26 protein-coding genes and 1 pseudogene are annotated in these 26344 nt (G+C 69.5%); 12 read left to right on the top strand and 15 right to left on the bottom strand.

The features are described 5' to 3' along the window. Positions 1 to 52 precede the first annotated feature (52 nt). Entirely contained in the window at positions 53 to 1330 is a 1278-nt protein-coding gene (locus tag GSE44_RS09325) for a hydroxymethylglutaryl-CoA reductase, degradative (RefSeq protein WP_159348530.1), read from the top strand. Between the two features lie 76 nt (positions 1331 to 1406). Then, entirely contained in the window at positions 1407 to 2414 is a 1008-nt protein-coding gene (locus GSE44_RS09320; protein ID WP_159348529.1) for a zinc-dependent alcohol dehydrogenase family protein, read from the top strand. 234 nt (positions 2415 to 2648) lie between these two features. Here the strand turns inward: GSE44_RS09320 and GSE44_RS09315 are convergent, their stop codons facing one another. Next, a complete protein-coding gene (locus GSE44_RS09315; protein ID WP_328799062.1) occupies positions 2649 to 3593 on the bottom strand; it encodes a LysR family transcriptional regulator in 945 nt (314 codons plus the stop codon). A gap of 38 nt (positions 3594 to 3631) precedes the next feature. Here GSE44_RS09315 and bla point away from each other — a divergent pair, with 38 nt between their 5' ends. Together bla and GSE44_RS09305 are read left to right on the top strand one after the other, a co-directional pair. Next, positions 3632 to 4525, top strand: coding sequence for a class A beta-lactamase (bla, locus tag GSE44_RS09310; protein WP_201305997.1), 894 nt, complete (start codon positions 3632 to 3634; stop codon positions 4523 to 4525). Between the two features lie 114 nt (positions 4526 to 4639). Then, a complete protein-coding gene (locus tag GSE44_RS09305) occupies positions 4640 to 5332 on the top strand; it encodes a phosphoribosylanthranilate isomerase (protein ID WP_159348528.1) in 693 nt (230 codons plus the stop codon). An 83-nt stretch (positions 5333 to 5415) separates the two neighbouring features. Here GSE44_RS09305 and GSE44_RS09300 read toward each other — a convergent pair whose 3' ends face one another. The 3 genes from GSE44_RS09300 to GSE44_RS09290 form a co-directional block, all read right to left on the bottom strand. Beyond that, positions 5416 to 6813 carry an aminotransferase-like domain-containing protein gene (locus GSE44_RS09300; RefSeq protein ID WP_159348527.1) on the bottom strand — a complete coding sequence of 466 codons (1398 nt, stop codon included), beginning with the start codon at positions 6811 to 6813 and terminating at the stop codon, positions 5416 to 5418. Positions 6814 to 6883: 70 nt separating this feature from the next. Then, a complete protein-coding gene (locus tag GSE44_RS09295; protein ID WP_159348526.1) occupies positions 6884 to 8158 on the bottom strand; it encodes an FAD-dependent oxidoreductase in 1275 nt (424 codons plus the stop codon). Positions 8159 to 8429: 271 nt separating this feature from the next. After that, positions 8430 to 9755, bottom strand: coding sequence for a UbiH/UbiF/VisC/COQ6 family ubiquinone biosynthesis hydroxylase (locus GSE44_RS09290; RefSeq protein WP_159348525.1), 1326 nt, complete (start codon positions 9753 to 9755; stop codon positions 8430 to 8432). Between the two features lie 129 nt (positions 9756 to 9884). Between GSE44_RS09290 and GSE44_RS09285 the strand changes: the two genes are divergently transcribed. The 4 genes from GSE44_RS09285 to GSE44_RS09270 all read left to right on the top strand — a co-directional run bounded on the left by GSE44_RS09285 (position 9885) and on the right by GSE44_RS09270 (position 13970). After that, on the top strand, positions 9885 to 10223 hold the full coding sequence (locus GSE44_RS09285; RefSeq protein WP_159348524.1) for a P-II family nitrogen regulator: 339 nt from the start codon (positions 9885 to 9887) through the stop codon (positions 10221 to 10223). Positions 10224 to 10276: 53 nt separating this feature from the next. Beyond that, on the top strand, positions 10277 to 11617 hold the full coding sequence (locus GSE44_RS09280; protein WP_159348604.1) for an ammonium transporter: 1341 nt from the start codon (positions 10277 to 10279) through the stop codon (positions 11615 to 11617). Between the two features lie 122 nt (positions 11618 to 11739). Beyond that, the gene (locus tag GSE44_RS09275) at positions 11740 to 12579 is read left to right on the top strand and encodes an SIR2 family NAD-dependent protein deacylase (protein WP_159348523.1); all 840 of its coding nucleotides are present in this window, start codon (positions 11740 to 11742) and stop codon (positions 12577 to 12579) included. Beyond that, the gene (locus GSE44_RS09270; protein ID WP_159348522.1) at positions 12576 to 13970 is read left to right on the top strand and encodes a nicotinate phosphoribosyltransferase; all 1395 of its coding nucleotides are present in this window, start codon (positions 12576 to 12578) and stop codon (positions 13968 to 13970) included. Before GSE44_RS09275 ends, GSE44_RS09270 begins: the two co-directional genes overlap by 4 nt. 173 nt (positions 13971 to 14143) lie before the next feature. Here GSE44_RS09270 and GSE44_RS09265 read toward each other — a convergent pair whose 3' ends face one another. Genes GSE44_RS09265 through GSE44_RS09255 form a run of 3 tightly spaced genes read right to left on the bottom strand, consistent with a single transcriptional unit; the run spans position 14144 to position 17338 of the window. Further along, positions 14144 to 15157 carry an amino acid ABC transporter substrate-binding protein gene (locus GSE44_RS09265; RefSeq protein ID WP_159348521.1) on the bottom strand — a complete coding sequence of 338 codons (1014 nt, stop codon included), beginning with the start codon at positions 15155 to 15157 and terminating at the stop codon, positions 14144 to 14146. Positions 15158 to 15182: 25 nt separating this feature from the next. Then, complete coding sequence (locus GSE44_RS09260) at positions 15183 to 16511, bottom strand: aspartate aminotransferase family protein (protein ID WP_159348520.1); 1329 nt, start codon at positions 16509 to 16511, stop codon at positions 15183 to 15185. Next, a complete protein-coding gene (locus GSE44_RS09255; protein WP_235924667.1) occupies positions 16508 to 17338 on the bottom strand; it encodes a MurR/RpiR family transcriptional regulator in 831 nt (276 codons plus the stop codon). The genes GSE44_RS09260 and GSE44_RS09255 overlap by 4 nt, the downstream gene beginning before the upstream one ends. A gap of 79 nt (positions 17339 to 17417) precedes the next feature. Here GSE44_RS09255 and GSE44_RS09250 point away from each other — a divergent pair, with 79 nt between their 5' ends. After that, positions 17418 to 18050: an aspartate/glutamate racemase family protein gene (locus tag GSE44_RS09250; RefSeq protein WP_159348518.1), complete on the top strand. Its 633-nt coding sequence runs from the start codon at positions 17418 to 17420 to the stop codon at positions 18048 to 18050. Between the two features lie 26 nt (positions 18051 to 18076). Here the strand turns inward: GSE44_RS09250 and GSE44_RS09245 are convergent, their stop codons facing one another. From GSE44_RS09245 to GSE44_RS09210, 8 genes are all read right to left on the bottom strand, one after another. Continuing rightward, positions 18077 to 18382, bottom strand: coding sequence for a hypothetical protein (locus GSE44_RS09245; RefSeq protein WP_159348517.1), 306 nt, complete (start codon positions 18380 to 18382; stop codon positions 18077 to 18079). Positions 18383 to 18516: 134 nt separating this feature from the next. Further along, complete coding sequence (locus GSE44_RS09240; protein WP_159348516.1) at positions 18517 to 19509, bottom strand: cyclase family protein; 993 nt, start codon at positions 19507 to 19509, stop codon at positions 18517 to 18519. A 161-nt stretch (positions 19510 to 19670) separates the two neighbouring features. Beyond that, a complete protein-coding gene (gene corA / locus GSE44_RS09235; protein WP_159348515.1) occupies positions 19671 to 20660 on the bottom strand; it encodes a magnesium/cobalt transporter CorA in 990 nt (329 codons plus the stop codon). Between the two features lie 141 nt (positions 20661 to 20801). Beyond that, positions 20802 to 21512: an acireductone synthase gene (gene mtnC, locus GSE44_RS09230; RefSeq protein WP_159348514.1), complete on the bottom strand. Its 711-nt coding sequence runs from the start codon at positions 21510 to 21512 to the stop codon at positions 20802 to 20804. Then, positions 21509 to 22048 (bottom strand): 1,2-dihydroxy-3-keto-5-methylthiopentene dioxygenase, encoded by a 540-nt coding sequence (locus GSE44_RS09225; protein WP_159348513.1) that lies wholly within the window; start codon positions 22046 to 22048, stop codon positions 21509 to 21511. Before GSE44_RS09225 ends, mtnC begins: the two co-directional genes overlap by 4 nt. Before the next feature lie 20 nt (positions 22049 to 22068). Continuing rightward, entirely contained in the window at positions 22069 to 22689 is a 621-nt protein-coding gene (locus GSE44_RS09220) for a methylthioribulose 1-phosphate dehydratase (protein ID WP_159348512.1), read from the bottom strand. Between the two features lie 83 nt (positions 22690 to 22772). Then, entirely contained in the window at positions 22773 to 23039 is a 267-nt protein-coding gene (locus GSE44_RS09215; protein ID WP_159348511.1) for a twin-arginine translocase TatA/TatE family subunit, read from the bottom strand. A 220-nt stretch (positions 23040 to 23259) separates the two neighbouring features. Continuing rightward, the gene (locus GSE44_RS09210) at positions 23260 to 23778 is read right to left on the bottom strand and encodes a CHAP domain-containing protein (RefSeq protein ID WP_235924666.1); all 519 of its coding nucleotides are present in this window, start codon (positions 23776 to 23778) and stop codon (positions 23260 to 23262) included. Between the two features lie 158 nt (positions 23779 to 23936). On the opposite strand from GSE44_RS09210, the gene GSE44_RS09205 reads away from it, so the two are divergent. From GSE44_RS09205 to GSE44_RS25620, 3 genes and pseudogenes are all read left to right on the top strand, one after another. Beyond that, positions 23937 to 24410: a carboxymuconolactone decarboxylase family protein gene (locus GSE44_RS09205; RefSeq protein ID WP_159348509.1), complete on the top strand. Its 474-nt coding sequence runs from the start codon at positions 23937 to 23939 to the stop codon at positions 24408 to 24410. Between the two features lie 2 nt (positions 24411 to 24412). Next, positions 24413 to 25300 carry a sigma-70 family RNA polymerase sigma factor gene (locus GSE44_RS09200; RefSeq protein WP_159348508.1) on the top strand — a complete coding sequence of 296 codons (888 nt, stop codon included), beginning with the start codon at positions 24413 to 24415 and terminating at the stop codon, positions 25298 to 25300. A 192-nt stretch (positions 25301 to 25492) separates the two neighbouring features. Then, positions 25493 to 26344, top strand: a pseudogene (locus GSE44_RS25620) (IS630 family transposase); the annotation flags it as partial.

The raw sequence follows: 26344 nt of genomic DNA, 5'->3' as shown, positions 1-26344 counted from the left end.
TGCGCGCCGGGATCGCCCACCCACGCCTACCCAAGCCGCATCGGACATGACGATGACGATCAGCAATCTCACCTCGCGCATCTCCGGTTTCCACCGCATGAGCACCGCGGAACGCCTGGAAGCCGTCGCCGCCTTCTCCAACCTCGACGACACCACGATCACGCAGCTGGCCGCCCCCGGGAACATCGACCCGCATCTCGCCGACCACATGATCGAGAATGTGGTCGCCACCCTCTCCATCCCCATCGGCGTCGCCACCAACATGCGCGTGGACGGGAAGGACGTGCTCGTGCCCATGGCGACCGAGGAATCCTCCGTCGTCGCCGCCGTCTGCAACTCCGCGCGCCAGTGCTACGACAGCGGCGGCTTCACCACCTCCGTCTCCGGCAACCTGATGATCGCGCAGGTGCAGCTCGTCGGCGTGACGGACCCCGAGAATGCCCGCCTCCGCATCCTCGAACGCCGTGACGAGATCGCCGCCACCTGCGATGGCTGCGACCCCATGCTCGTGAAGCTCGGCGGTGGGTTCCGGGACCTCGAAGTGCGCGTCATCGCCACGCGCGGCGGCCCGATGGTGGTGACGCATCTCATCATCGACACGCGCGATGCCATGGGCGCCAACACCGTCAACACCATGGCCGAAACCCTGGCGCCGGCCATCGAATCCTGGACAGGTGGCAAGGTCTTCCTCCGCATCCTCTCCAACCTCGCCGACCGCCGCCTCGCCCGCGCCCGCGCCATCTGGCCCGCGGAAGCGATCGGCGGCGAAGCGGTGCGCGACGGCATGCTCTCCGCCTACCACTTCGCCGAAGCCGACCCCTACCGCGCCGCCACCCACAACAAGGGCATCATGAACGGCATCTCCGCCGTCGTGCTCGCCACCGGCAACGATACCCGCGCGGTCGAAGCCGGCGCCCATGCCTTCGCCGCCCGCAACGGCCGCTACACCAGCCTGACCAGCTGGGAGGTCACTGCCGATGGCAGCCTCGCCGGCTCCATCGAAATCCCCCTCCCAGTCGGCCTCGTCGGCGGCGCCACCAAGATCCATCCCACCGCCCGCGCCTGCCTGAAGATCCTCGGCGTCACCACCGCCGCGGAATTGGCGCGCATCATCGCCGCCGTCGGCCTCGCGCAGAACTTCGGCGCGATGAAGGCCCTCGCCACCACCGGCATCCAGAAGGGCCACATGGCGCTGCATGCCAACAACGTCGCCATCGCCGCCGGCGCGGTGGGCGAGGAGGTGGCGAAGCTGGCCGCCATCCTCGTGGAAAGGCGCCAAGTGCGGCAGGACGTGGCGGCCGCCGAACTGGAGAAGCTGCGCGCGGGCTGACGCGGGCAGTTTACTTGACCGCGCCCGCCAGTGCGGGCGTCTGGGCGGGAACCAGGGAACCAGATTGGAGGTTCCTATGCGAGCAATGGTGGTGCGTGCCCCAGGTGGGCTGGACAAGCTGGAACTGGCTGATCGCCCCGATCCGGGCCCGCCCGGTCCAGGCGAGATCCGCGTCGCGCTCCACGCCAGCTCGCTCAACTTCCACGACTACGGCGTGGCCACCGGCCGGGCGCGGGCGGAGGATGGCCGCGTCCTGATGGCCGACGGCGCCGGGGTGGTGGAGGCCATTGGGCAGGGCGTGACCGACTTCGCCCCCGGCGATCATGTCGTCTCCTGCTACTTCCCCGATTGGCAGGACGGCCCGCCCACCATCGGCAACTTCGCCCGCACCCCGGGCGACGGGCTGGACGGCTTCGCGCAGGACCACGTTGTCCGCCCCGCCACCGCCTTCACCCGCGCCCCCGCCGGCTTCAGCCATGTGGAGGCCGCGACCATCACCACCGCCGGCCTCACCGCCTGGCGCGCGCTGGTGGTGGATGGCGGGCTCAAGCCGGGCGACACGGTGCTCGCCCTCGGCACCGGCGGCGTCTCCATCTTCGCCCTCCAGCTGGCGAAGCGGATCGGCGCGCGCGTGATCATCACCTCCTCCTCAGACGAGAAGCTGGAACGCGCCCGCGCCCTCGGCGCCGATGAGACCATCAACTACCGCACAGATGAGAACTGGGGCGCCCGCGCGCGCGAACTCACCGGCGGCCGCGGCGTCGACCATGTCGTGGAGGTCGGCGGGCCGGGCACCCTCGCCCGGTCCATCGAGGCCGTGCGCGTCGGCGGCCATATCTCCCTCATCGGCGTCCTCACCGGCCGCGCCGGCGAGGTGCCCACGGGGGCGCTCATGGCGAAGCAGGCGCGGCTCCAGGGCCTGATTGTCGGCAACCGCCGCCAGCAGCAGGATTTCGTCCGCGCGCTCGAAGGCGGCGCCCTCCGCCCGGTGATCGACCGCAACTTCCGCCTCGAAGAACTGGCCGATGCATTCCGGTACGAGGAATCGGGCGGGCATTTCGGCAAGATCGGGGTCGAGTGGTAGCGGCGTCCCAGGGGCTTTGCCCCTGGACCCCACCGGGGAGCCAGCGGGCTCCCCGGACCCCCCGATCTGTTTGTAAGCCTTCCTGAGGCCATGGACCTCACTTGACTGCAGCCGGCCGGGGCGCCCAGGTGAACCTGCCTGCGGCGCCCCCTCAGGGTGAAGACTCGGTGAGTTGTTCTGAACGGGGAGCAGACTTTTCGTGCGTCAGTAAGTGGCTTCAAGCAATGGGCAGGATCAGGAAGCGCTGTCCTCGCACTGCTCCGACAGCCAGGTGCGGAATGCGGCCATCGCTGCCGTCTCGCTGCGCGACTTCAGGCGGGTCAGCCAGTAGTCCCCAAGGTTGATCTCGGCCTCGAACGGGCGCGCCAACCGGTTGTCGCGCAGATCATGCTCGAACATCCGTGCCGGCAGCAGCGCAACGCCCGCACCCTGCACGGCCGCTTCCGCCATGGTCAGGGATGAGTCGAATACAAAGCCGCGCACATTCGGTGTCGGCAGGCCCACCGTGGCAAACCAGCGCGCCCATTCATCGGTTCGATAGGAACGCAGCAATGTCTCCCGCATGAGGTCCGCGGGCTGCCGAAGCCGCTGGGCCAGCGCTGGCGCGCATAGCGGCGAGAACGGCGTGCCAAACAGCCGCAGCGCCTCCGTGCCATGCCAGGCACCGTCGCCGAAGCGGATCGCAAAATCCAACCCCTCGCCTGCCAGGTCGACGCGGTTGTTGTTGGTCAACAACCTCAGATCCACGAAAGGATGTGCTGCGCGGAACCCTGCCAGTCGCGGCAGCAGCCAACCGGTGACGAAGGTACCGACAGCGCCGAGCGTCAATACCTCCCGCAGCCGCCCTCCCTCGAAGCGATCCAATGTGCCCGCGATGCGGCGAAACGCGTCGGTCAGCACCGGCAGCAGGGCCTCGCCTTCTTCCGTCAGGGCAAGGCCTCGTGGCAACCGGCGGAACAGCGGCACCCCCAGGATGTCCTCGAGGCTTTTCACCTGCTGGCTGACCGCCGCCTGCGTGACGCGCAGTTCCAGACCCGCACGGGTGAAGCTGAGCTGCCGGGCTGCTGCCTCGAACGCGCGCAGCGCATTGAGCGGAAGATGCGAGGGAGCCATCCCGCCACTCATTAGCTCTGCTTGGGGCTCCGGCAAAGATTGATCGTTTGTGCGGTGGACGTTCACCACGCAGCTTCCGCCCCACCAGCAGGAGGGCGACCTTGATGACTCTTATGATCAGCAGGCGGCAGTGGTTAGGTGGCTTCGCGCTCGCATCCTCCGGGCTCGCGGGGGCGCTGCCCGCGCAGGCAGCGGCAGGCATCGCCGGCTTGCCCCGCCGCTTCGCCCAGATCGAAGCGGCACGAGGTGGCCGCCTGGGCGTCGCGGTGCTCGACACCGGCACTGGCCGACAGGCCGGCTACCGCCAGGACGAGCGCTTCCCGATCCTGAGCACCTACAAGACCTTGGCCGCCGCCGCGGTGCTGGCTCGTGCCGACGCTGGAATGGACAGCATGGAGCGGCGTGTCCGCTTCACCCGCGACGACCTCGTGACCTACTCTCCCGTAACCGAAAAGCATGTGGGCCAAGGCATGACGCTGGCCGCCCTGTGCGAGGCCGCCATCGTCACCAGCGACAACACTGCAGGCAACCTGCTGTTCGATGCGGTCGAGGGTCCCGCCGGGCTAACGGCATGGCTCCGCACCATCGGCGATCCCGTGACCCGGCTGGATCGTCTGGAGACGGCGCTCAACGAGGCACTTCCCGGAGACCCCCGGGACACCACCACCCCTGCAGCCATGGTTTTGGATCTCCAGGCGCTGGCCCTGGGATCCGTCCTTTCCTCATCCTCTCGCGAAAGGCTGGTGGCCTGGCTGCGCGGCTGCAGAACAGGCGACGCACGCCTGCGCGCAAGGCTGCCGCAGGGCTGGACAGCAGGAGAGAAGACCGGCACCGGGGAAAGGAACAGCAGCAACGATGCCGGGCTGCTCTGGCCCCCGAATGGTGCCCCGCCGGTGCTGGTGGCCGCCTATCTCACTGGCGGTGCTGCCGACGGCGCCGTGCGTGATGCCGCCCTGGCCGATATCGGCGCGGCGGTCGCCGAGGCTCTGTCGAGCTAGCGCTGCCTGGTCTTCCGGGAGCCGGGTGCCGAGACAGCCCCGCTCCCGGGCGACCGCCGGCATCGGTGAAGAACGGACATTGTTTGGCCGCACTGGCCTTGGCATCAGGCGCCCATGAGAACGCGCATCAAGGTCTGCTGCATCGCGTCGGTTGAGGAAGCGGAACTGGCGATCGCTGCCGGCGCGGACGCGCTTGGCCTGGTCGGGGCCATGCCTTCGGGCCCGGGCCCCATCCCGGACCACCGGATCGCCGAAGTCGCAGCCTTCGCGCCCCCTCCGATCTCGACCTTCCTTCTGACGTCCGAGACATCGGCCGATGCCATTTCAGCCCATGTTCGGGCGACGCGGCCGACCACGGTTCAGGTGGTTTCGCATATCGATCCAGCCGAGGCCGCCCGGCTCGCCATGCTTGAGCCACATGTCAGGCGTGTTCAGGTCATCCATGTGGACGGGAGCAACGCCCTCGACCTCATTCCGCGCTACGCACCTCACGTCCACGCCTTCCTCCTGGACTCCGGGCGACCGAGCGCAGCCATCCGGGAACTCGGCGGGACGGGACGCGTGCATGACTGGTCGGTCAGTGCGGCCTTCGTGGAAGCCAGCCGGCGGCCAGTCTTCCTGGCTGGCGGACTTACGGCGGCCAATGTCGGGGAGGCGATCCGCCGGGTTCGTCCCTTCGGTCTCGACCTGTGCTCCGGTGTAAGGACCGATGGCTGGCTCGACAAAGCCAAGCTCGCCGCCTTCGTGGAGGCTGCACGCGCCGCCGATCGCGGGTTGGATGCCCGCCAAGGCCCGGATGCGCCATAGCTGATCATCCTTTCACACCGGCGAGTTGCATCTACAGGGAAACCAGCCACGGCGTCCGGGGTGGCGCTGCCACCCCGGTGGGGTCAGGGGGCAAAGCCGCCAGCCTTCACCCACCCCCGCATGAAGCCCAGGAACCTGGGATCGCTGGCATGCGCCACATTGATCCGCAGCATTGGCGGATTCACCCCACGCTCCGGGCTGAACACCGCCCCCGGCGCCAGGAAGATGTTATGCGCCGCCGCCTCCCGCACGATCGCCGCCTCCTCCGCCCCTTCGGGCAGCGGCGTCCACAGATAAAACCCGCCCCCTGGCGGCCGCGACACCGGCAGCCCGACCGAGGCCAGATCGCGCAGCGCCGCATCCGTCGCCCGCTCCACCCGCGCGCGCAGCCGGCGCAGGTGCCGCAGGTAATGCCCGCCCGCGATCAGCCCTGCCACCATCCGCTCCGCATACTGGGACGTCGCGACGACAGTCAGCAGCTTCATATGTCCCAGCGCCCGCACCACCGCCGGCGAGGCCGCCACGAAGCCCACGCGCAGCGAGGCTGACAGCGTCTTCGAGAAGGTGCCCACATGCAGCACCCGTCGCAGCCCATCCAGCGCCGCCAACCGCGGCGCCGTGGCCGGGAGCAAATCCGCGAAGGGATCATCCTCCACGATCTGGAATCCATGCCGCTCCGCCGCCTGCAGCAGCCCATGCGCCACGGCCGGCGAAAGCGTCCCGCCCGTCGGGTTATGCGCCAGGGACTGGGTGAAGAAGAGCTTCGGCCGCAACACCGCCAGCTTCGCCGCCAGATCCTCCAGATCCGGCCCATCCGGCCGCCGCCGCACCCCGACGATCCGCGCCCGCGCCAGCCGCAGCTTTCCGAACAGCGGGTAATAGCCGGGGTCATCCACCAGCACGGCGTCGCCCGGCTCCACCATCTGCCGCACGATCAGGTCCAGCGCGTGATTCGCCCCCTGCGTCAGCAGCACCTGCTCCGGCGCGCAGGAAATCGCCCGCTCCTGCAGTGACATCGCGATCCGCTCCCGCAGCGGCGCATAGCCCCAGGCGCTTCCATATTCATGCGCCTCCCCCCGCCCACCGAGCCGCGCCGCCCGCGCGAAATGCGCGCCCAGCTCGGATTCCTCCATCCAGCCCGGCGGCGGCCGTCCCTCCCCGGGGCGCACCACGTAATGCGCCTCCGTCTGCTCCCGCAGCAGCGAGACCAGATCCAGCGCCTCCTCCACCTCCGGCCCCGGCCGACGCACCGCCGGTCTCGCCCCGGAAGCGACGAAATACCCCGCCCCCCGCCGCGCCTCGAGATGGCCGGAGGCCACCAGCCGGTCATAGGCCCCGGCCAGCGTGTTCTTCGAAACCCCCTGCTCGCGCGCGGCATCCCGCACGGAGGCCACGCGCTCCCCGGGGCGCAGGGTGCCGGCGTCGATAGAGGCCGCCAGGCGCTCGACGATGGCGCTGGCTTTTGAAGGAGGTTTCGTCAAAGCAAGGAAGGCCGGGGGAAGGAATTCCCCCAGACCCCCATCTTTTTCTTCGAGTTCGGGGCGCGCAGGGTCACAGGATGGCGCCCTGGGCGAGCAGCACGCGGCGCACGGCCTCCGCGGGCAGAGCCACGCCGGAAGCCGCCTGCAAGGCGCCCGCCACGCCGGCCGCCTGCCCGGTCGCGAAGCCCGTTCCCATCACCCGCACGGAGCCATAGGCCGCGGCATCCGCCCCGATCACCCGCCCCCCGGCCCACAAATTCCCGAACCCCTCAGGCCGCAGTGCATCCAGCGGCACGTCGAAAAACCCATCCCCACCCACCGGCGTGAAGCGCGGCCGCCCGGGCTCGGCATGCACCTCCATCGGCCAGGCCGCCCGCGCGATCCCCGCCTCATCCCGCCGCCCTGCCAGCCCATCCGCCTCCGTCACCACCGCCCGCGTCGCGAAGCGCCGCGTCTCGCGCACCCCGAATTGCGGCCCCGTGGAAATGATCCGCGCCCCCTCGCACCCGGCCTCCCCCCGAAGCGCCGCCAGGCAGGCCCAGGCCATCCGCCGCCCCTTCACCTCCGCCGCCGTCAGCGAGGCGGAACTCAACCCATCCGTCGCGAGGTCGATGCACATCCACCAGGCCTCGCCCGGGGCCTCCATCGCCATGAACACGCCGCCATCCTCGCGCACGCGCACGGCATCGTTCCGCCCCGCCGCCAGCATCGCATTCGCCCGCGCCGCCACCCGCGCCAGCGCCGCCCGGTCCGGCAGCCGCGTCACGCCACTCAGCCGCACCGGCAGGGAGGCCGCATTGCCCGGCCCGTCCCGCATCGTGTCGGCGCGCATCGCCGCCCCCGCCAGGGCGCCCAGCACCGCCTCCCCGCTCGCATCCACGAAGGCCGCCGCCCGCACCATGCGCGTGCCCGCATGATCGGTCAGCACCACGGCACCCAGCACGCCGCCCGAAGCCTCCACCCCCGTCACCCGCGCATGCAGCGCCAGCGACAGACCCGGCGTCCCGCACGCCACCCTATCCAGCGCCCGCTTCAACGCCTCCGGCTCGAAGGTGACGATCCAGTTTCCGCTGGCCGAACGCCGCGGCGACACCTCGAAGCCCAGCGCCGCCAGCCCGCGCAGCACCTCCAGCGCCACGCCACCCACCGCCGCGCGCGCCACCTCGCCCTGCTGGAACAGCCCGCAATAGGTCAGCACATTCGCATTCGTCGCCGCACCGCCGAGGAAGCCATACCGCTCCACCAGCAACACACGCGCCCCGGCCCTTGCAGCACCGACCGCCGCCGCCACGCCGGCCGCGCCGCCGCCGGCCACCACCACATCGAAGGTCTCGTCGGTGCTCATGCCGCGCAGTGTCGGACGGGCGCGCGGGCGGCACCAGGGGAGCGCCGCTCCCCTGGAACCCCTCGCCGGGGGCAGGCGTGCCCCCCGAACCCCGCGTTCGGTTCCTAGTGGAAGGGCGCCGGCTGTCGCGCCGCAGGCAGATTTCCCCGGCCGCGCGGACTGCCCTTTCAGTCGCCTGAGGTCATCGGCCTCAGGCACACCAACAGATCGCGGGGTCCGGGGTGGCCGCTGCCACCCCGGTGGGGTCCAGAGGCAAAGCCCCTGGCCCGCCTCACCGCACCGGCATGATCCCCCGCCCCTCTAACAACCCGGAAGCCACCCCGCCCCCGAACCCCATCGCCCGCCGCGCGAAGAAACCCTTCAGCGCTGGAATCCGGTCCACCGCCGCAATCCCCAGCCGCCGCGCCACCCGCACGGGCGCGATGTCGTTCCCGAACAGCCGCTCCAGCGCATGGGTCGCGCCGAGCATCATCAGCGAATCCGGCCGCCGCGCTGCCTGGTAGGCCGCCAGCACCGGCGCCGTGCCCACATCCCCGCCGGCTGCCTTGGCCTGGATCACCAGCTCCGCCAGGGCCGCCACATCCCGGAAGCCAACATTCAGCCCCTGTCCGGCGATCGGATGGATGCCATGCGCGGCATCCCCCACGAGCGCCAGCCGCATATCCGCGAAGCGCATCGCCTGCAGCGCCGAGAGCGGATAGGACCAGCGCCCGCCCACCAGCCGCACCGCGCCCAGATGGTCCCCCATCCGACGCACCACCTCACGGGCGAAGGCGGTGCCATCCATTGCCATGAAGCGCGGCGCCAGATCCGTCCGCTCCGACCACACGATCGCCGAGGCATGCGGAAACCCCTCCCGCGCCGCCGCCGCCCGCTCGTCATCCCCATCGGGCGAGGCATCGGAAAGCGGCAGTTGCGCGAAGGGACCATTCGGCAGGAAGGCCTCCAGCGCCGTCCCGCCATGCGGCCGCTCATGCGCGATGGCACAGACGATCCCCGCCTGCCGGTAATCCAGCCGCGCCGCCCCGATCCCGGCCTCGCCCCGCAGCGTGCTCCGCCGGCCCTCTGCCGAAACCGCCAGCCGCGCCCGCAGCACCCGCCCATCGGCCAGCCGCGCGACCACCCCGCCCAGCCGCCGATCGAGCTCCACCGTCATCGGCGCCAGCACCTGCAGCCGCGGCAGCGCCGCCAGCCGGGCATTCAGCGCCACCCGCAGGGCACGCGCCTCGACCATCCAGCCGAAGGCCTCCTCCCCCATCTCCGCCGCATCGAAATGCAGGCGCAGAGGGGAAGGCGCCTCCCCCGGCCGCCCGTCGCTCACGCGGATGGCCGTGATCGCGCAGGGCACCGCCGGCAGCAGCGGCCAGATGCCAGCCGCCTCCAGCAGGTTCCGGCTGCTCGCCGCGATGGCATAGGCCCGGCCGTCAAAGGCCGGCAGCTCCATCGGCGGCAGGGGCTGGGCATCGACAACAGCCACCGAAAGCCCGGCCGTCGCCAGGGCCGCGGCCAGCGTCCCCCCGGCCGGGCCGGCGCCGATCACCAGCACGTCCAGGTCCTGCGCAGCGTCTTCGGGCGGGCTCATCATCTCATCCTGCATCGCGTGGCGGTGTTCTGCCCATCATTTGGGCAATGCGCCACCTCCCGCCACCCCGGCCGGTTGTAACCGCCGTGGCACGCAACTCGCATCAACCCGCCCATACCTGCGGAGGAAGGGGGCCGCGACACGATGAAGTTGGTGATGGCGATCATCAAGCCGTTCAAGCTGGACGAGGTGCGCGAGGCGCTCACCCCGCTCGGCGTGCAAGGGCTGACCGTGACCGAGGTCAAGGGCTTCGGGCGGCAGAAGGGGCAGACGGAGATCTACCGCGGCGCGGAATACCAAGTCTCCTTCCTGCCGAAGCTGAAGATCGAGGTGGCCGTGCCCTCCGAGCTCGCCGATGCCGTGGTGGAGGCGATCGCCACCACCGCCCGCACCGGCAAGATCGGCGACGGCAAGGTCTTCGTGCTGGATCTGGAGCGCGCGCTCCGCATCCGCACCGGCGAAACCGACACAGGGGCCCTGTGACCCCGATGACGATGACGATGACCAAGAACAAGGAAACGACGATGCGACCCCATATGCGCGGCTGGGCGATGGCCGCCGCCGCCCTGACCACGACGGGTGCCATGCTGCTGGCCGGCCCCGCCCTGGCCCAGGATGCCCCGGCCACGGTGGACACCGGCGACACCGCCTGGATGCTCACCTCCACCGCGCTGGTGCTGATGATGACCATCCCGGGCCTCGCGCTCTTCTATTCGGGCATGGTCCGCAAGAAGAACGTTCTCGGCACCATGATGCAGTCTTTCGCCATCGCGGCGATCGCCTCCATCGTCTGGATGGTGGCCGGCTACAGCCTCGCCTTCGGCGAGGGCGGCGCCTATGTCGGCGACCTTTCCAAGCTGCTGCTCCGCGGCGTGGCGGAGAACTGGGACAAGCCCTTTACGCTGGGAACAGGCGATTCGGCGGTGGCCTTCACCATTCCCGAGACGGTCTTCCTGATGTTCCAGATGACCTTCGCCATCATCACCCCGGCCCTCATCTCCGGCGCCTTTGCCGAGCGGATGAAGTTCTCGGCCATGGTGCTCTTCACCATCCTCTGGCTGCTGGTCATCTACGCTCCGATTGCCCATTGGGTCTGGCACCCGAATGGCTGGATCTTCGGCCTGGGCGCGCTCGACTTCGCGGGCGGCACGGTGGTCCACATCAATGCGGGCGTCGCTGGCCTCGTCGCCGCCATCGTGCTCGGCAAGCGCGTCGGCTACGGCACCGAAAACATGTCGCCCTTCAACCTCGCGCTCGCCGTCATCGGCGCCTCCCTGCTGTGGGTGGGCTGGTTTGGCTTCAACGCGGGTTCCGCGGGCGCCGCCGGTGGCCGCGCGGGCATGGCCATGCTGGTCACGCAGATCGCGGCGGCCGCGGCCACCCTCGCCTGGCTGGCGGCGGAATGGATGGGCAAGGGCAAGCCCTCCGTCCTCGGCGCCATCTCCGGCGCCGTCGCGGGCCTCGTCGCGATCACGCCCGCCGCCGGCTTTGTCCTGCCGGTGCCGGCGCTGATCATCGGCGTCATCGCGGGCCTCGCCGGCTTCTGGGGCGCCACCGCGCTCAAGCACTGGTGCGGCTATGACGACAGCCTGGACGCCTTCGGCGTGCACGGCATCTGCGGCATCGTCGGCGCGCTGCTGACGGGCTTCTTCGCCTATGGTCCGCTCTCGGCCACGGCCGCCGCGCCGGAAGGCGTCGCCGGCAGCACCGGGCAGTTCCTGATCCAGGTCTATGCCGTGGTCGCCACCTTCATCTACACGGCGGTCGCCACCTGGATCCTGCTGAAGATCGTGGACGTCATCGTCGGCCTGCGTGTCTCCGAGGAAGAGGAGCGCGAAGGCCTCGACGTCTCCCTCCACGGCGAGCGCATCGGCTGATCCCGACCTGAACGGGAAAGGCCCGGCGGAGCGATCCGCCGGGCCTTTTCTTTGCGTGCTTTCGCGGAAACCCGCCTCCCGCCCCTGGGTTCTATCTCCCCCGGCGTGGTGGTGCGGCAGGAATGCGCTCGGATCTGGACTCGCTGGCACAGGTTATTCGTGAAAGGCGCGCCATCCTCTTCGTCGGCGCCGGCCTCTCCATGACCGTCGGCCTCCCCTCCTGGCGCCAGCTCATCGAGCATATGGGCGAGGAGCTTGGCCTCGATCCAGAATGGTTCCTCAGCGCCGACAGCAGCTATCACACTCTGGCCGAGTACTACCGCCTGAAGAAAGGCAGCATCGGCCCGCTGCGCAGCTGGATGGACCGGAACTGGAGCGTCACGGAGGAGAAGATCCGCGCCTCGCGCCTGCACGAGATCATCGTGCAGCTCAACTTTCCCATCATCTACACCACCAACTACGACGCGAACCTGGAAACCGCCTTCCGCGTGCATGGCTGCGACTACGTCAAGATCGCCAACACCCGCGACATCGCCAAGACCAACGACACCGTCACCCAGATCATCAAGTACCACGGCGATTTCGAGGATGACCAATCCCTCGTCATCGCCGAGACCGACTACCTCAACCGCCTCGGCTTCTCCTCCCCGCTCGACATCAAGCTCTGGGCCGATGCGCTCGGCCGCACGCTCCTCTTCATCGGCTACAGCATGTCGGACCTGAACATCCGCCTGCTGCTGCACAAGCTCGCCCAGGTCTGGCGCGACTCCGGCTACGAGAAGGACCGCCCCTCTCCCTTTGTCTTCATGCCACGCCGGAACGACGTGCAGGAAGCCGTGCTCGCCCAATGGGGCATCAACGTCATCGCCGGGGAAGGCGACGATCCCGCCGCATCCCTGTCCACCTTTCTCGAGGAACTGCTACGCCATGTGCAGGCCAACGAGAGCCCGGCCACCTCATGATCCACAACCTCGCCAAGCGTGCCCATGACCGCAACTGGACGCTCGACCCGATCATCCGCTCCATGCTGGACGACGATTGGTACAAGCTGGCGATGCTGCAGTTCATCTGGAAGCATTTCCCGGGCACGCATGTCCGCTTCACCGTCATCAACCGCACGCGCTCGGTTCGCCTCGCCGAGGTGGTGGATGAGGCGGAGCTGCGCGCCCAGCTCGACCATGCCCGCACGCTGCGCTTCACCAGGTCCGAGCTGATCTGGCTGGCCGGCAACACCTTCTACGGCCAGCACAACATCTTCCGGCCCGACTTCCTGGACTGGCTCTCCGGCCTCTCCCTTCCGCCCTACCGCCTCTCCCGCATGGACGGCCAGTTCCAGCTGGACTTTGAGGGAGCATGGGAGGAGGTCACGCTCTGGGAGATCCATGCGCTCGCCATCCTCTCCGAGCTGCGCACGCGCCGCGGCTATGCCCGGCTGGACGAGATGGATCTCGACATCCTCTTCGCCCGCGCCAAGTCGCGCCTCTGGTCCAAGATCGAGCGCGTGGCTGGCGTGCCGGGGCTGAAATTCGCCGATTTTGGCACGCGACGCCGGCATTCCTTTCTCTGGCAGGAATACGTGCTGGAACTCCTCGCCGCCCGCCTGCCCGGGGTCTTCGCCGGAACCTCGAACACCTACCTGGCCTACAAGCACAATCTGGAAGCCATCGGCACCAACGCGCATGAACTGCCCATGGTGCTGACCGCCCTGGCGCGGCTCGGCCGCCTCGGCGCAACCAGCCTGAAGGATGCGCAATACGAGGTGCTGCGCCTCTGGCAGGAAATGTACGGCCCCGCCATGCGGGTGATGCTGCCCGATACCTACGGTTCCACCCAGTTCTTCCGCGACGCCCCTGACTGGGCCGCCGACTGGACCGGCGTGCGTCTGGACAGCAAGGATCCCTTCGAAGGCGGCGAGGAGGCGCTCGCCTTCTTCGCCGCCCATGGCCGTGACCTGCGCCAGAAGCTGTTGATTCCCTCGGACGGCCTGAACGCCGACCTGATGCTGCAGCTGCACGCCGCCTTTGGCGGCCGCATCCAGCCCGGCCACGCCCCCTCCCACTTCCGCGATGCGCGGGATTTCCAGGACCCCGCCAAATGGCGCCACGAGCCGCGCTGCCGCATCAGCTCCGGCATCGGCACCAAGCTGACGAACGACTTCGCCGGCTGCTCGCCCGTGGAGGCGCCGGAATTCTCCCCCATCAGCCTCGTCTGCAAGGTGACCGCGGTCGAAGGACATCCCGCGGTCAAGCTGAGCGACAACTACACCAAGGCCACGGGCCCTGCCGAGGAGATCGCGTATTACCGGTCGGTCTTCGGCACCGAAGGCCTCACCGAGGTTCCGGTCGAGGTTTAGGGGCTATCCGGGCGGTAGCCTCCGGAGGCTCTGCCTCCGGGCCTCCGCCGGGGTGGTGGCGACCACCCCGTTCACTTTAAGCGCCGCAGGTAGCTTCCCAGGGGCCGCGGGCTGCGTTCACCCCCGGCGGAGGGTCCGGGAGGCGGTGCCTCCCGGGGGCCACCAGCCTCACCTCACCGGAACGGCACCGCGTACATCAGCCCGCCCTGGTTCCACAGCCCGTTCAGCCCGCGCTGCAGCTTCAGCGTGCTGCCCTGCCCGACATTTCGCTCGAACACCTCGCCGTAATTGCCGACAGCCTTGATGGCATTCAGCATCCAACGGTTGTCGAGCCCGAGGCGCGAGCCGAACTCGCCGCTCGTGCCCAGCAGCCGCTGCGCCACGGGATTGGCGCCGCGGGCCATCTCATCCGCATTGGCCTTGGTGATCCCAGCCTCCTCGGCCTCCACCAGCCCGTAATGCACCCAGGCGACGATGTTGCTCCAGGCGTCATCGCCGTTGCGCGTGAAAGGCCCGAGCGGCTCCTTCGAGATGGTCTCCGCCAGCACCAGGTAGTCTGCCGCATTCGGCGCCGCCGTCGCCATCGCACCGGCGAGCGCTGAGGCGTCCTGCGTCATCGCGTCGCAGCGGCCTGCGAAGAAGGCCTGGTACATCGTGTCCACGCGCTCGAAGACCACCGGCTGGAAGGTGATGCCGCGTGCACGCGCCACGTCACCCAGCGTCACCTCATGCGTCGTGCCCTGCGCCACGCAGACGGTCGCGCCATCCAGCCCCTTCACATCCTTGACGTTCGCATCGCGGCGCACCGCGAAGCCCTGGCCGTCATAGAAGTTCACCGGCCCCGCATTCAGCCCGATTGTTGCATCGCGCAGGAATGTCTGGGTGGAATTGCGCAGCAGCACATCCACCTCTCCGGATTGGAGCGCCGTGAAACGGTTCTGCGCCGTCAGCCCGACGAAGCGCACCTTCGTCGCATCGCCCAGCACCGCCGCCGCGACCGCGCGGCAGTAATCCGCATCGAGCCCGCGCACCTCGCCGCGCGAATCCGGCACGGAGAAGCCCGCGAAGCCCGTGGAGACACCGCAGGCGAGCGTACCGCGCTCCTTTACCGTCTCCAGCGTGGCGGCACCCGCCGCGGCGGAAAGCCCGATGGCAGCACAGGCCGCCAGCAACAAACGCTTCATCATTTCCATACCCTTCGTATTGGATCGTTCATGCGGCCAGCACCGCATCGACCGCCTCCCCGAGGCGCGAGACGATCAGATCGATCTCCGCCTCGGTCGCGATATAGGCCGGCGCCAGCAGGATGTGGTCCCCCGCGGCCCCATCCGCCGTGCCGGCGCCAGGATAGACCGCCAGCCCGCGCGACAGCGCCTCGTCCCGGATGCGCAGGTTCAGCTTCCGCGCCGGATCGAAGGGCGCGCGCGTCGCGCGGTCCTCCACCAACTCGATGGCTTGGAACAGCCCGCGCCCCCGGATGTCACCCACATGCCGGTGGTTGCCGAAGCGCTCCACCAGCCCCGCCTCCAGCCGCGCCCCAAGCAGCCGCACGCGCTCCAGCAGCCCGTCGGAGGCGATCACCTCCTGCACCGCCAGCGCGGCGGCGCAGGCCACCGGATGCGACAGGTAGGTATGCCCATGCGCGAAGGCGCCCGAGCCCGCCAGGATCGGCGCCAGCACGCGGTCGTTCATCAGGATCGCGCCGATCGGCTGGTAGCCGCCGCCCAGCCCCTTCGCGATTGCCTGGATGTCCGGCGAAATCCCTTCTTGCTCCCAGGCATGCAGCGTCCCGGTCCGCCCCATCCCGCTCATCACCTCGTCGAGGATGAGCAGCGCCCCGTGCCGGTCGCAGATGCCCCGCACAGCGCGGAAGTACCCGGCGGGCGGCGCCACGCAACCCGCCGTCGCCCCAACCACCGTCTCCGCCACGAAGGCGGCCACGTTCTGCGGCCCCAGCCGCTGGAACTCCGCCTCCAACTCATCGGCAAGCCGCGCCACGAAACCCGCCTCGTCCTCGCCCTCGCGCATGCCGCGATAGGCAAAGGCCGGCGACACATGGCTGAAGGCATCCGCCAGGATCGGCGCGTAAGGCGCCCGTCGCGCCACATTCCCGCCCAGCGCCAGCACCCCGAGCGTATTGCCGTGATAGCTCTGCCGCCGGGCGATGAAGCGCCCCCGCTGCGGCTGCCTCGCTTCCACGAAATGCTGCCGCGCCAGCTTCAGCGCGGCCTCCATCGCCTCGGACCCGCCGGAGACGAAATAGGCGCGGCTCAGCCCGCCCGGCTCATGCCCCACCAGCACCTCGCCCAGCCGCTCGGCGGGCTCGTTCGTGAAGAAGCCGGTATGCGCGTATTCCAGCGCCCCCATCTGCCGCTGCACCGCCTCGACCACCGCCGGATGCTGGTGCCCGAGGCAGGACACCGCCGCCCCGCCCGAGGCATCCAGCACCTCCCGCCCATCGGCGAGATGCAGCCAGGAGCCCTTCCCCCCCACGGCCACGGGAGGGGTGTTGCGGCCACGATGCAGAAGGCGGGATGTCATCGGGAATCCTCATCGGAAGCGTATCGGGAAAGCTCGGCCAGCCGCGCCTCGGATTGGCGCAGCCGCTCCATCGCGGCAGCCCCGCCTTGGGCGAAGACCGCCGCCGCCAGCGCCTGCGCCAGGGAAACGGCGCCAGTCAGTGAATGGAAGAAACCAGGCCCATCGGCCTCGAAGCGCAGCAGATGCGCCGCCCCGCACGCCACCGGCGCCAGGGGCGAATCGACCAGCGCCACCAGCATGGCCCCCGTCCGCCGCGCGGCGGCGGCCGTGCGCACCGCCTCGGCGGAATAGGGTGCGAAACTCGCCACCACCACGGCATCCCGCGCGGCAAAGCCCTCCAGGTCCAGCTCCTCCGGCCCTTCGGCCCCCACCAGCCGCGCCTCCGGCCGGAACAGCCGAAGCTGGTAATGCAGCAGCCCCGCCACCGCCCGGCAGGATCGGAACCCGGCGCACCAGATCCGCGGCGCGCCATGCAGCGCCGCCGCCGCGGCCGCCACCGGCCCTGCCTCCAGCCGCCCGAGCGCCGCCGCATCGGCGGCCAGCATCGCTGCCGGAAGATCGTCCCGCGCTTGCGCCCGCCCCGAGAAGGGGGCCGCCGGCCGCCGCGCCTCCACCAGCGCCGCCCGCAGCGGCTCCCATCCCGAATAGCCCAGCGCCTGGGCCAACCGCGTGAAGCTCGCCGGACTCGCCCCCGCATCCGCCGCCAGCTCCCGCATGGAGCGCGTGGTCGCGTCGAAGGCGTGCTCCGCCAGATAGCGCGCCGCCTCGCGCAGCCGGGGTGGAAGCTCCGGCTGCGCGAGGCGAAGGCGTTCCAGCGGCGCGTCCATGGGCATGAAACATATAGTGCACCACGCGCCGCATACTGCAACATTTGTTTCAAAGCCCGATCTGCGTCACACTCCACCCATGCGGATTGCCCTCATCCATGCCCTGCGCCACTCGCCCCCGGCCATCGAGGCCGCCTTCGCCCGCCTCTGGCCCGACGCCACCCTCATGAACCTGCTGGATGACAGCCTCTCCGCCGACCTCGCGCGGGACGGCACCATCACCCCGGCCATGACCGAGCGCTTCCTCACCCTCTCCCGCTACGCGGTGAACACGGGCGCGGACGCCATCCTCTTCACCTGCTCCGCCTTCGGCCCCTGCATCGAAGCCTGTGCCGCCGAGCTCGCCCCCCTCCCCGTCCTCAAGCCCAACGAGGCCATGGTTGCCGAAGCCGGGGCCATGGGCGGCCGCATCGGCCTGCTCGCGAGTTTCGGCCCCACGCTGGACAGCATGCCCCCCGAATTCCCGGGGAACGTCATTCTCGTCCCTCGACTCGCCGAAGGCGCCCTCGACGCCCTGAATCGTGGCGATGCTGAAACCCATGACCGCCTGGCTGCCGAGGCCGCGCGCGACCTGATCGATTGCGACGCCATCGCCCTCGCCCAGTTCAGCCTCGCCCGCGCCGCCCCGCTCATCACGGCGGCGACGGGAAAGCCGGTGCTCACCACGCCTGACAGCGCGGTGCGGGCCCTGCGGGCGCGACTGAAGCCCTGAACCGCTTCCCCGGCGCGCCTCCCCGCTCAGTCCTCCCATTGCGCCGGCTGGCGCGGCTGCAACGCCTCCAGCCGGCGCTTCAGCAGGGTGATCTGGCGGCGGAGTTCGGCATTCTCCCGCTGGGACTGGCGCAACCGGGACTCCACGGCTTCCAGCGCCTCCTTCCGGACCGGCACTTCCTCCGCCTTCGGCGCCAACACCTCCTGCCAGGTGGTCCCGAGGCGCTTCACGAGGCGATGCGCCGCCAGCGCGGCCGAAGCCCTCTCCCCGGCATATTCCGAGCCAAGCAAAGCAAGCACCCGCGCCAGCCTCGCCGCATCGCCGGACCGCATGCCCACTTCCCTCGCCCGCCTGGAAGGAACTCAAGCCTCCGGCGTGGAAGCGGTTGCCGGCAAGGGATGAACACAACATCCGGCAGCCGGAGGCTGCGGGAATCCTCCCGCAGCCCGGCGCGCCAGAACCCGGCCTAGAACAGCGCGGAAGGCGCGACGGTCGAGCCCGTCCCGCCCTGGATCTTCAGGGGTTGCACCGCGAAGGCGAATTCGGACTGGCCGCGCTGCGCGAGCACATCCAGCTTCATGTTCTCCAGCAGGTGCACGCCATGAACCACCAGCGCCAGCTGATGCACCGGCAGGCTCGCATCCGGCATGGTCTTGGAGGGCGAACACTCCACCGGCCAGTTGTCCGATCCCATCAGTATCGGATTCTGGCGCAGGATCCATTCCGCCGCCGCCACGCCGATCCCGGGGCAGGAGGCGACGAAGCGTGCGTTCTCCCGCCCCCAAAGCAGGCCCCAGCCCGTGTGGATGATCACGGCATCGCCTTCCTCGATTCGGACGTTCTGGCGCGACAGCGCGGCCTCCAGATCGGCGACCGTGATCTCATAGGTGTCGGGCAGGGTTGGAACGCCCTTGAGCCCTGCCACATCGATCAGCACGCCGCGCGTGAAGATCGTGCCCACCGTGTCCACGCCCATCTCGGTGAAGCCGTTGCGGCTGGAGATGCGCGGGATGTTCACGCAGTTATACGCCTCATCCCCGATGGTCTGGTGGGGGAAGGCATCCAGCTGCGTCCCCACCTGGCTGATCTCGGAGACCACCAGCTCCTCATTGGAACCGCGCCGGTTCGGCTGGGGATTCATGAAGGTGCGCTTGAGATGCACGTCGAACCGCCGCGTGCCGAAGAAGGGCATGGTCTGGTTCAGCGTCTGCCCGCATTCCACGATCTCGCCCGTCCGGATCAGCGAGGCCGCGCGCTTGGCCCGCTCCGCCGTCATCAGGTTCATCGACCCGCGCCGGTCCGCCGCTCCCCAGCGCGGCGAGGGGCAGCGGTCGCCGGCGGCCGGCGGCGACCAGCGCTGCGGCTCCTGCGCCACGGCGGAAGCCGCCAGCCCATGCAGCCCGGCACAGGCAAGGCAGGCGCTGCCGAACAGCGTTCTTCTGCGTGAAAGCGGTCTCATTGGCATATTCCTCCCGGCCCACTCTCCCGCCATGCGTCACGGCATCGGGCGGCCAGGAAGGAGCATGATGGGACCAGGCGGCGCCTGCCTACCTCTTCCCGCCGTGCCCCAGCCAAACACTTCGTGGGGTCAGGGACGGGGCGGGCACCGGGTCGTCCGCGCTACAGCCATCCCTTCCGCTTGAAGTACACGATAGGCAGCACCGCGCTCACCACCATCAGCAGCAGCGCCCAGGGATAGCCCAGCGCCCATTTCAGCTCGGGCATGAACTCGAAGTTCATGCCGTAGATGCTCGCCACCAGCGTCGGCGGCATCAGCGCGACGGACGCCACGGTGAAGGTCTTGATGATCCCGTTCTGGTCCATGCTGATGATGCCCAGCACGGCATCCAGCAGGAACTGCGCCTTGTTGTTCATCGTGTTCGCGTATTCGACCAGCGAGCGCACGTCCCGGACCAGCGTCTTGATCATCGTCTGATTCTCCTTGCGCACGGCGTTGGCCTTCTCCGCGCCGACGAAGGTCAGGATGCGCGTCAGCCCCAGCAGCGTGTCGCTCGCGCGGCTCGTCACCTCACCCACCTGCCCCAGCGCCAGCAGCGCCTGCCGCAGGTCCACGTCCCGCTTGTTCGCCTTCACCTGCATGTTGCGCGCATTGCGGAAGGTGGACTGGCTCGCGCGGTCCATCTCACTCGCCGTCCGCTCCAGGATATCGGCCAGCCGGTCCACGATCTGCTCGAACAGATGCAGCATCACGCCATCCGGCGTCTTCAGGATCGGCAGCGCCTGCCGTTGCGCCCGCACCGCGAAAACGGAAAACGCCTTGGGCGTCGCATAGCGCACCGTCACCAGCGCGGTCGGCGCCAGCACGAAGGTGATGGGCGTCGACCCGAACTCCCCCTCATCCGCGCCGTAGAGGAACGAGGCCGTGAGGAACAGCACCTCGCCTTCCTTGTACAGCCGCGAGGAGCTTTCGATCTCCTGCATCTCCTCCCGCGTCGGCACCTCCACCTGGAGCGCCTCCTGCACGGCGCGCTCCTCCTCCGGCGTTGGGTTCAGCAGGTCGATCCAGGTCGCGCGCGCGATGGATTCGACCGTATCCGGCCCGCCATGCACAGCGCAGCTGTCGCCGCGGAGGGAATAGGTCGTCATCATGGTCGAAGTCTCCCGACGGGGAGTGAGATGCGGCAAGCCCGAATCCTGCCAAAGCCAGGGTGCCGCCAATCTGGCCCGCCGCACCCCGCCCGGAAAGCGCGGCGGCGTGACAACAGGGCCAGTCGGCCGGCGAAAACGCGATCAGCCGGGGGGCGGTTCGTCCGGTGCCGGCAGGCCGAAGCGCCGAGCGACCTCGGGGAAGGTGGCGCAGGCCGGATGCCTGCCGCTCGCCACCGTGCCATCCGCCGCGCGTACCAGCTGGCAGACCTGCATCCCAGCGGCGGCGGCCGCATCCAGCTCCTCCGCGACATCGGAGAGGAACAGCACCGCCCCTGGCTCCACCCCAGCCGAGGCCGCGATCGCCTGGTAGGACGCGGCCTCCCGCTTCGGCCCCGTCCGCGTGTCGTCGAAGCCGGACAGGATCGGCGTCAAGTCGCCGGCCGCCGAATGCCGGAACAGCAGCTTCTGCGCCTCCACGGAGCCCGAGGAATAGATCCGCAGCTTCACACCCGCCGCTGCCCAGGCGCGCAGGCAGGGCGCCACATCCGGCCAGAGATGCCCGTGCAGCGCTCCGTCCTCGAAGCCCTGCCGCCAGACCATCCCCTGGATCGCCTTCAGCGGCGTCACCTTCTCGTCCCGCGCCATCCAGCCGCGCAACGCCTCGGCCGGCTCCAGCCCCGGCGCCAGGCCGCGCGTCTCCTCCAGCACGGCCGCCACCGCCGGATCATCGGCCCGCGCGCGCAGGAAGCCGTCCAGCGCCTGCTCCGCGAAGGGGAACAGCGAGTCCTTCACGAAGGCGATCGCGCTGGTCGTCCCCTCGATGTCGCAGACGACAACCTTCGGCGGGGTCACGCCGTGGTGGCCGGGAAGCGCTCCGACATGTCGGTGCCCGTGTAATGCGGCGTCCAGCCGGTCGTGTCGGTGAAGATCCGCAGCGCCGTCACATTCGGCACGCTGCCCGCATCGAACCAGTGCTCGGTATTCGCCGGCACGGAGATCAGGTCGCCCTTCGTGCAATGCGTGTCATAGACCTTGTCGCCGACATGCAGGATGAAGTTCCCCGCGCCCTCATGGAAGAAGCGCACCTCGTCCTCGGTATGCCGGTGCTCAGCCAGGAACTTGGTTCGCAGCGCATCAGCCTGGGGATGATCGGCGGTCAGCCGGATTACATCCGCCGTGCCCGCCCCGGTCTCGCCTAGAAAGGCGTCCAACCGCGGCCGGTATGCCGCCAGCACCGTGTCGGCATCCGCCCCGGCGGGCAGCTCGGCCACATCCCATCGCTCGAATCGCACGCCGATCCCGGCCAGCGTCTTGGCGATTTCGTCACCGTCCTGCGTGTCCTGCAGCACAGAGCGGGTATTGGCATCATGAACGACAAGGCGGCTCATGGCTCGGAACCTCCCAAAGGTCAGTTGAACGACAACCTGGCCATCTCGCAGGCCAGCATGAATTCCAGCCCCTCCAGGCGCGCCAGCGCGGCGTTCATGTCAGGGCCCCATACATAGACACCGTGGCCGCGGATCAAATACCCGGGAAGGGCGGGTTCCGCCATGCGCGCCCAGCACGCCTCCACGGCCTGCTGCAGCCGGGCGATGTCCTGGTCGTTGTCCAGCACCGGCACCTCGACCGAGGCCTCATGCGTTGCCAGCCCTGGGAAAGCCTTCAGCAGCTCATACCCCTCCAGCCGCACCGAATCCCCGGCCCGCATGGACAGCACGGTATTGGCCACCGAATGCCCGTGCACCACGGCCCCCGCATTCGGAAAGGCGCGATAGGCCCCGCAATGCAGCCCCGTCTCGGCCGAAGGCCGCAGCGTCGGATCCTCCGGCACGCCCTGCAGGTCCACCGCCATCACCGCCTCGGCGGTCAGATGCGCCTTGTGGAAGCCCGAGCGCGTGATCGCCACCCGCCCGCCCGGCAGCCGGACGGAGATGTTCCCCGCCGTCGCCGGCACCCAGTTCCGCTCCGCCATCCGGCGCCCGGCCTCGACGATCGCCCGGACCGCCCCGCCAGGAATGGGATCCGCCATCATCCTGTCCCCAAAGCATCACACAAACGAAACGCGCCGGCCCCCTGCGGGACCGGCGCGCCATCATGGCAAGAAACCTGGGATCAGACCGGGCCGGGCGGCTGGCGCACCACGGTGCGGTTCGGATCCGCGACGGACTGCGTCGTACCCGGCGACGGCAGGTTGCCGGCCGGCGGCTGCGCCGTCGTCTCCGCCATGGAGGCGTCCGGCTCGTCCTCCTTGATGTTCTTCTTGAAGGACTTGATCCCCGTGGCGAGGTCGCCCATCAGGCCACTGATCTTGCCGCTGCCGAAGAGCAGCAGCACGACCAGCAGCACGACGAGCCAGTGCCAGATGCTGAACGAACCCATGTGACGCCCCGATATCCTTGCGTGGTTTGGCGGGCCTGTGGCCTTCGCCACGTTCCTGGGAGGAACACTAGGGCGGCGACCCACCGGGGTAAACCGGCCCACGCCATCCCTGTGGAAATCCAGATAGGGACATGGGCCATGCGGCGTCCCGGCGCAATGGCTGGATGACGGTTCCGTCATCCATTCCCGAATCATTCCGCAGCCGTTCTTTCGAGGCCCATCACTGGGCGGAGGCCCAGCTCCGCGTCGGATGGACAAAGCCATAGGCCGGAAACACGGTGTTCCCCACCACCGCGGCCGGCGGGTACCACACGCGCACCGCGGACCAGTCATTCGCCGCCGAGACATCCACCACCAGCTGGTCCCGCGCCACCCGGCCCTTCAGCCCGCCCGAGGCCCAGTTCGCATGGTCCACCCGGATCTCGCGCGGACCCATCACCCGCGCCACTACCGCGACATGCCCATCCCGCAGCCGGGAGGTCCGCTGCAGCACCAGCACGGCGCCCGGCCGCGGCCGCTGGTTCCGGTCATAGCGCCCGGCCGCCGCCTCCCACCACTGCCATCCGTCCCCGCGCAGCTCGATCCCCGACCGCGCCCGCGCATAGGGCACGCAGGACTGGTAGCCGTCACTCGCCTCATAACCATAGCCGGCCGCGATCGGCCCCCGCGTGGATCCGCAGGCGGATAGCGCCCCGCCTGTCAGCGCGAGCAGCAACAAGCGCAGCACGAACCCGGCCAAGATCGAAGACCCCCTTGGGCCTCCCCCGAGACCCATCCCCCACAGCCTAGCGCGACCACCCGCCCGCTGTCAGCGCCGCGAAAAAATCACGCGCCCGCGTCACATCCGCCGCCGCCGCCTCGTCCTATGGCCGACAACCCCATGCAAGGATGGTCGCCATGACACCGCGCCTGAACTACTTCGCCACCGCCCCCAAGCTCCTGCAGGCCATGTTGAATTTGGAGAAGACGGTCGCCGCCAGCGGCCTTGAGCACTGCCTGATCCATCTGGTGAAGACCCGCGCCTCCCAGATCAACGGCTGCGCTTTCTGCATCGACATGCACACGCGGGACGCCATCAAGGAGGGCGAATCCACAGCCCGCCTCTTCCTGCTGGATGCCTGGCGCGAAGCCCCCCACTACACCCCGCGCGAACGCGCCGCCCTGGCCTGGACTGAGGCCCTGACCCTCGTCGCCGCCACCCATGCCCCAGACGAGGACTACGAGGCCCTGAAGCCCGAGTTCACCGAGGAGGAGATCGTGAAGCTCACCCTGCTGATCGCCACGATCAACGCCTGGAACCGCCTAGCCATCGGCTTCCGCAGCCTGCCCCAGTGCGAGGCCCCGGCGCCAGCAGCGGCGGCGGCGGCCTGACCATGCAAGGCGAGCCCGATCCCACCGACGGCTTCACCCCCCTGCGGGCCGAGCTGATCGGGCTCGCCTACCGCATGACCGGCTCCTTCGCAACCGCGGAGGACATCGCCCAGGACACCTTCCTCCGCTGGAACGCGGCCGACCGCAGCCAGATCGAGATCCCCCGCGCCTGGCTCCTCAAGGTCGCGACAAGGCTGAGCCTGGACCACCTGAAATCCGCCCGCTCCCACCGCGAGCACTATGTCGGTCCCTGGCTTCCCGAACCCGTGCTGGACTCGGAAGACCCCCCGCAACAGGCCGCCCACGAGCACGCACAGGATCTCTCCGTCGCCTTCCTGCTCACCCTGCAACGCCTCTCCCCGGCCGAGCGCGCCGTCTTCATCCTGCACGATCTCTTCGAAACCCCCTTCGCCGAGATCGCCACCCTCCTCGCCCGCAGCGAAGCCGCCTGCCGCAAGCTCGCCACCCGCGCCCGCGACCACCTGAACGAAACCGCGCCCCGCCAACCCGTCACGGACCCGGAAGCGCGCCGCATCGCCCGCGCCTTCCTCGCCGCCTCCCGCAACGGCGACGAGGCGACGCTGCGCAATCTCCTCGCCCAGGATGTCGTGCTGCACACGGATGGCGGCGGTATCCGCCCCGCCGCTCTCAACCCCATCAGCGGCGCCGGGAAGGTCAGCCGCTTCTTCGCCGGCATTGCCCGCAAGCACCCGGCCCCGGTGCCGCTGCTTCATCTCGGCCGCATCAACACCCTTCCGGGCTATGTCACGCTGGAAGCGGACGGGCTGCCGCAAACCACGGCGCTGGAAATCCGGGATGGGCTGATCATGCGCATCTACATCGTGCGGAACCCGGAGAAGCTGGCGGGTATCCGGGCGCGGCTGCAGTAGGGCGGTGGGCCCCGGAGGCTCTGCCTCCGGACGTCCGCCGGGGTGGCAGCGGCCACCCCGGACCCCGCGTTCGGTTTCAAGCGCCGTAGGCAGCCATGTTATACCAACCGCCTTGATCGCTGACTCGCATGTGATCCCGCCCGCGCGGCGGTTGTGATTCGCTCCTCCTGACGGCTGGTTTGGGAGGCTGGGATGGCGTTGGCGATCACGCGGCAGGATCTTTCGGCGGCCGAACTCCGGAAGTCAGCGGCGCGGAGCCGTGATGCGAATGCGGCACGCCGGATGCTGGCGATCGCGCTGGTGCTAGAGGGGGTCTCGCGTGAGGAGGCGGCCGAGAGCTGCGGCATGGACCGGCAGACGCTGCGTGACTGGGTGCACCGCTACAACGCCGAGGGGCTTGCCGGGCTGGTGAACCGCCGTGCTCCGGGTCCGGCTCCACGGCTCTCGAGCGAGCAGGAGGCGGTGGTGGCCCGCTGGGTTGAGGAAGGACCGGACCTGGAGCGCGACGGCGTCGTGCGCTGGCGCTGCCGCGACCTGCAGGAGCGGATCAGCAGCGAGTTCCGGGCTTCCGCCGTCTTTCCGTGCGGCCACAGCACCCGCAGAGCGACCCTGCCGCGCAGGCGGCTTTTAGGGGGGCTTCGCTGATCGGGTGAAGGAGGTTGTCGGCGCGGTTGCACCCGGCACTCCCCTTGAGGTCTGGTTCATGGACGAAGCCCGTGTGGGCCAACAGGGCACGCTGACACGCATCTGGGCCAAGCGGGGCACGCGCCCACGTGCCGTGCGCGACCACCGCTATACCTGGGCTTGGCTCTTCGGCGCGGTCTGCCCCGAGCGCGCCGTCGGCGCCGCTGTCGTGCTGCCCGAGGTCAAGGTGGAGGCCATGAACATCCACCTGGCCGAGATCAGCCGCTGCGTGGCCCAGGGCGCGCACGCCGTCCTGGTGCTCGACGGTGCTGGCTGGCACACCTCACCCAGGCTGCGCCTGCCCGAGAACATCAGCTTGCTCCCGCTGCCGCGCTACGCACCCGAGTTGAACCCGGTGGA

It is taken from the genome of Muricoccus harenae (assembly GCF_009848505.1).
Taxonomy (GTDB): domain Bacteria; phylum Pseudomonadota; class Alphaproteobacteria; order Acetobacterales; family Acetobacteraceae; genus Roseomonas; species Roseomonas harenae.
The sequence above is the reverse complement of the archived record's forward strand: the minus strand, read 5'-3'. Positions and strand labels throughout refer to the sequence as shown.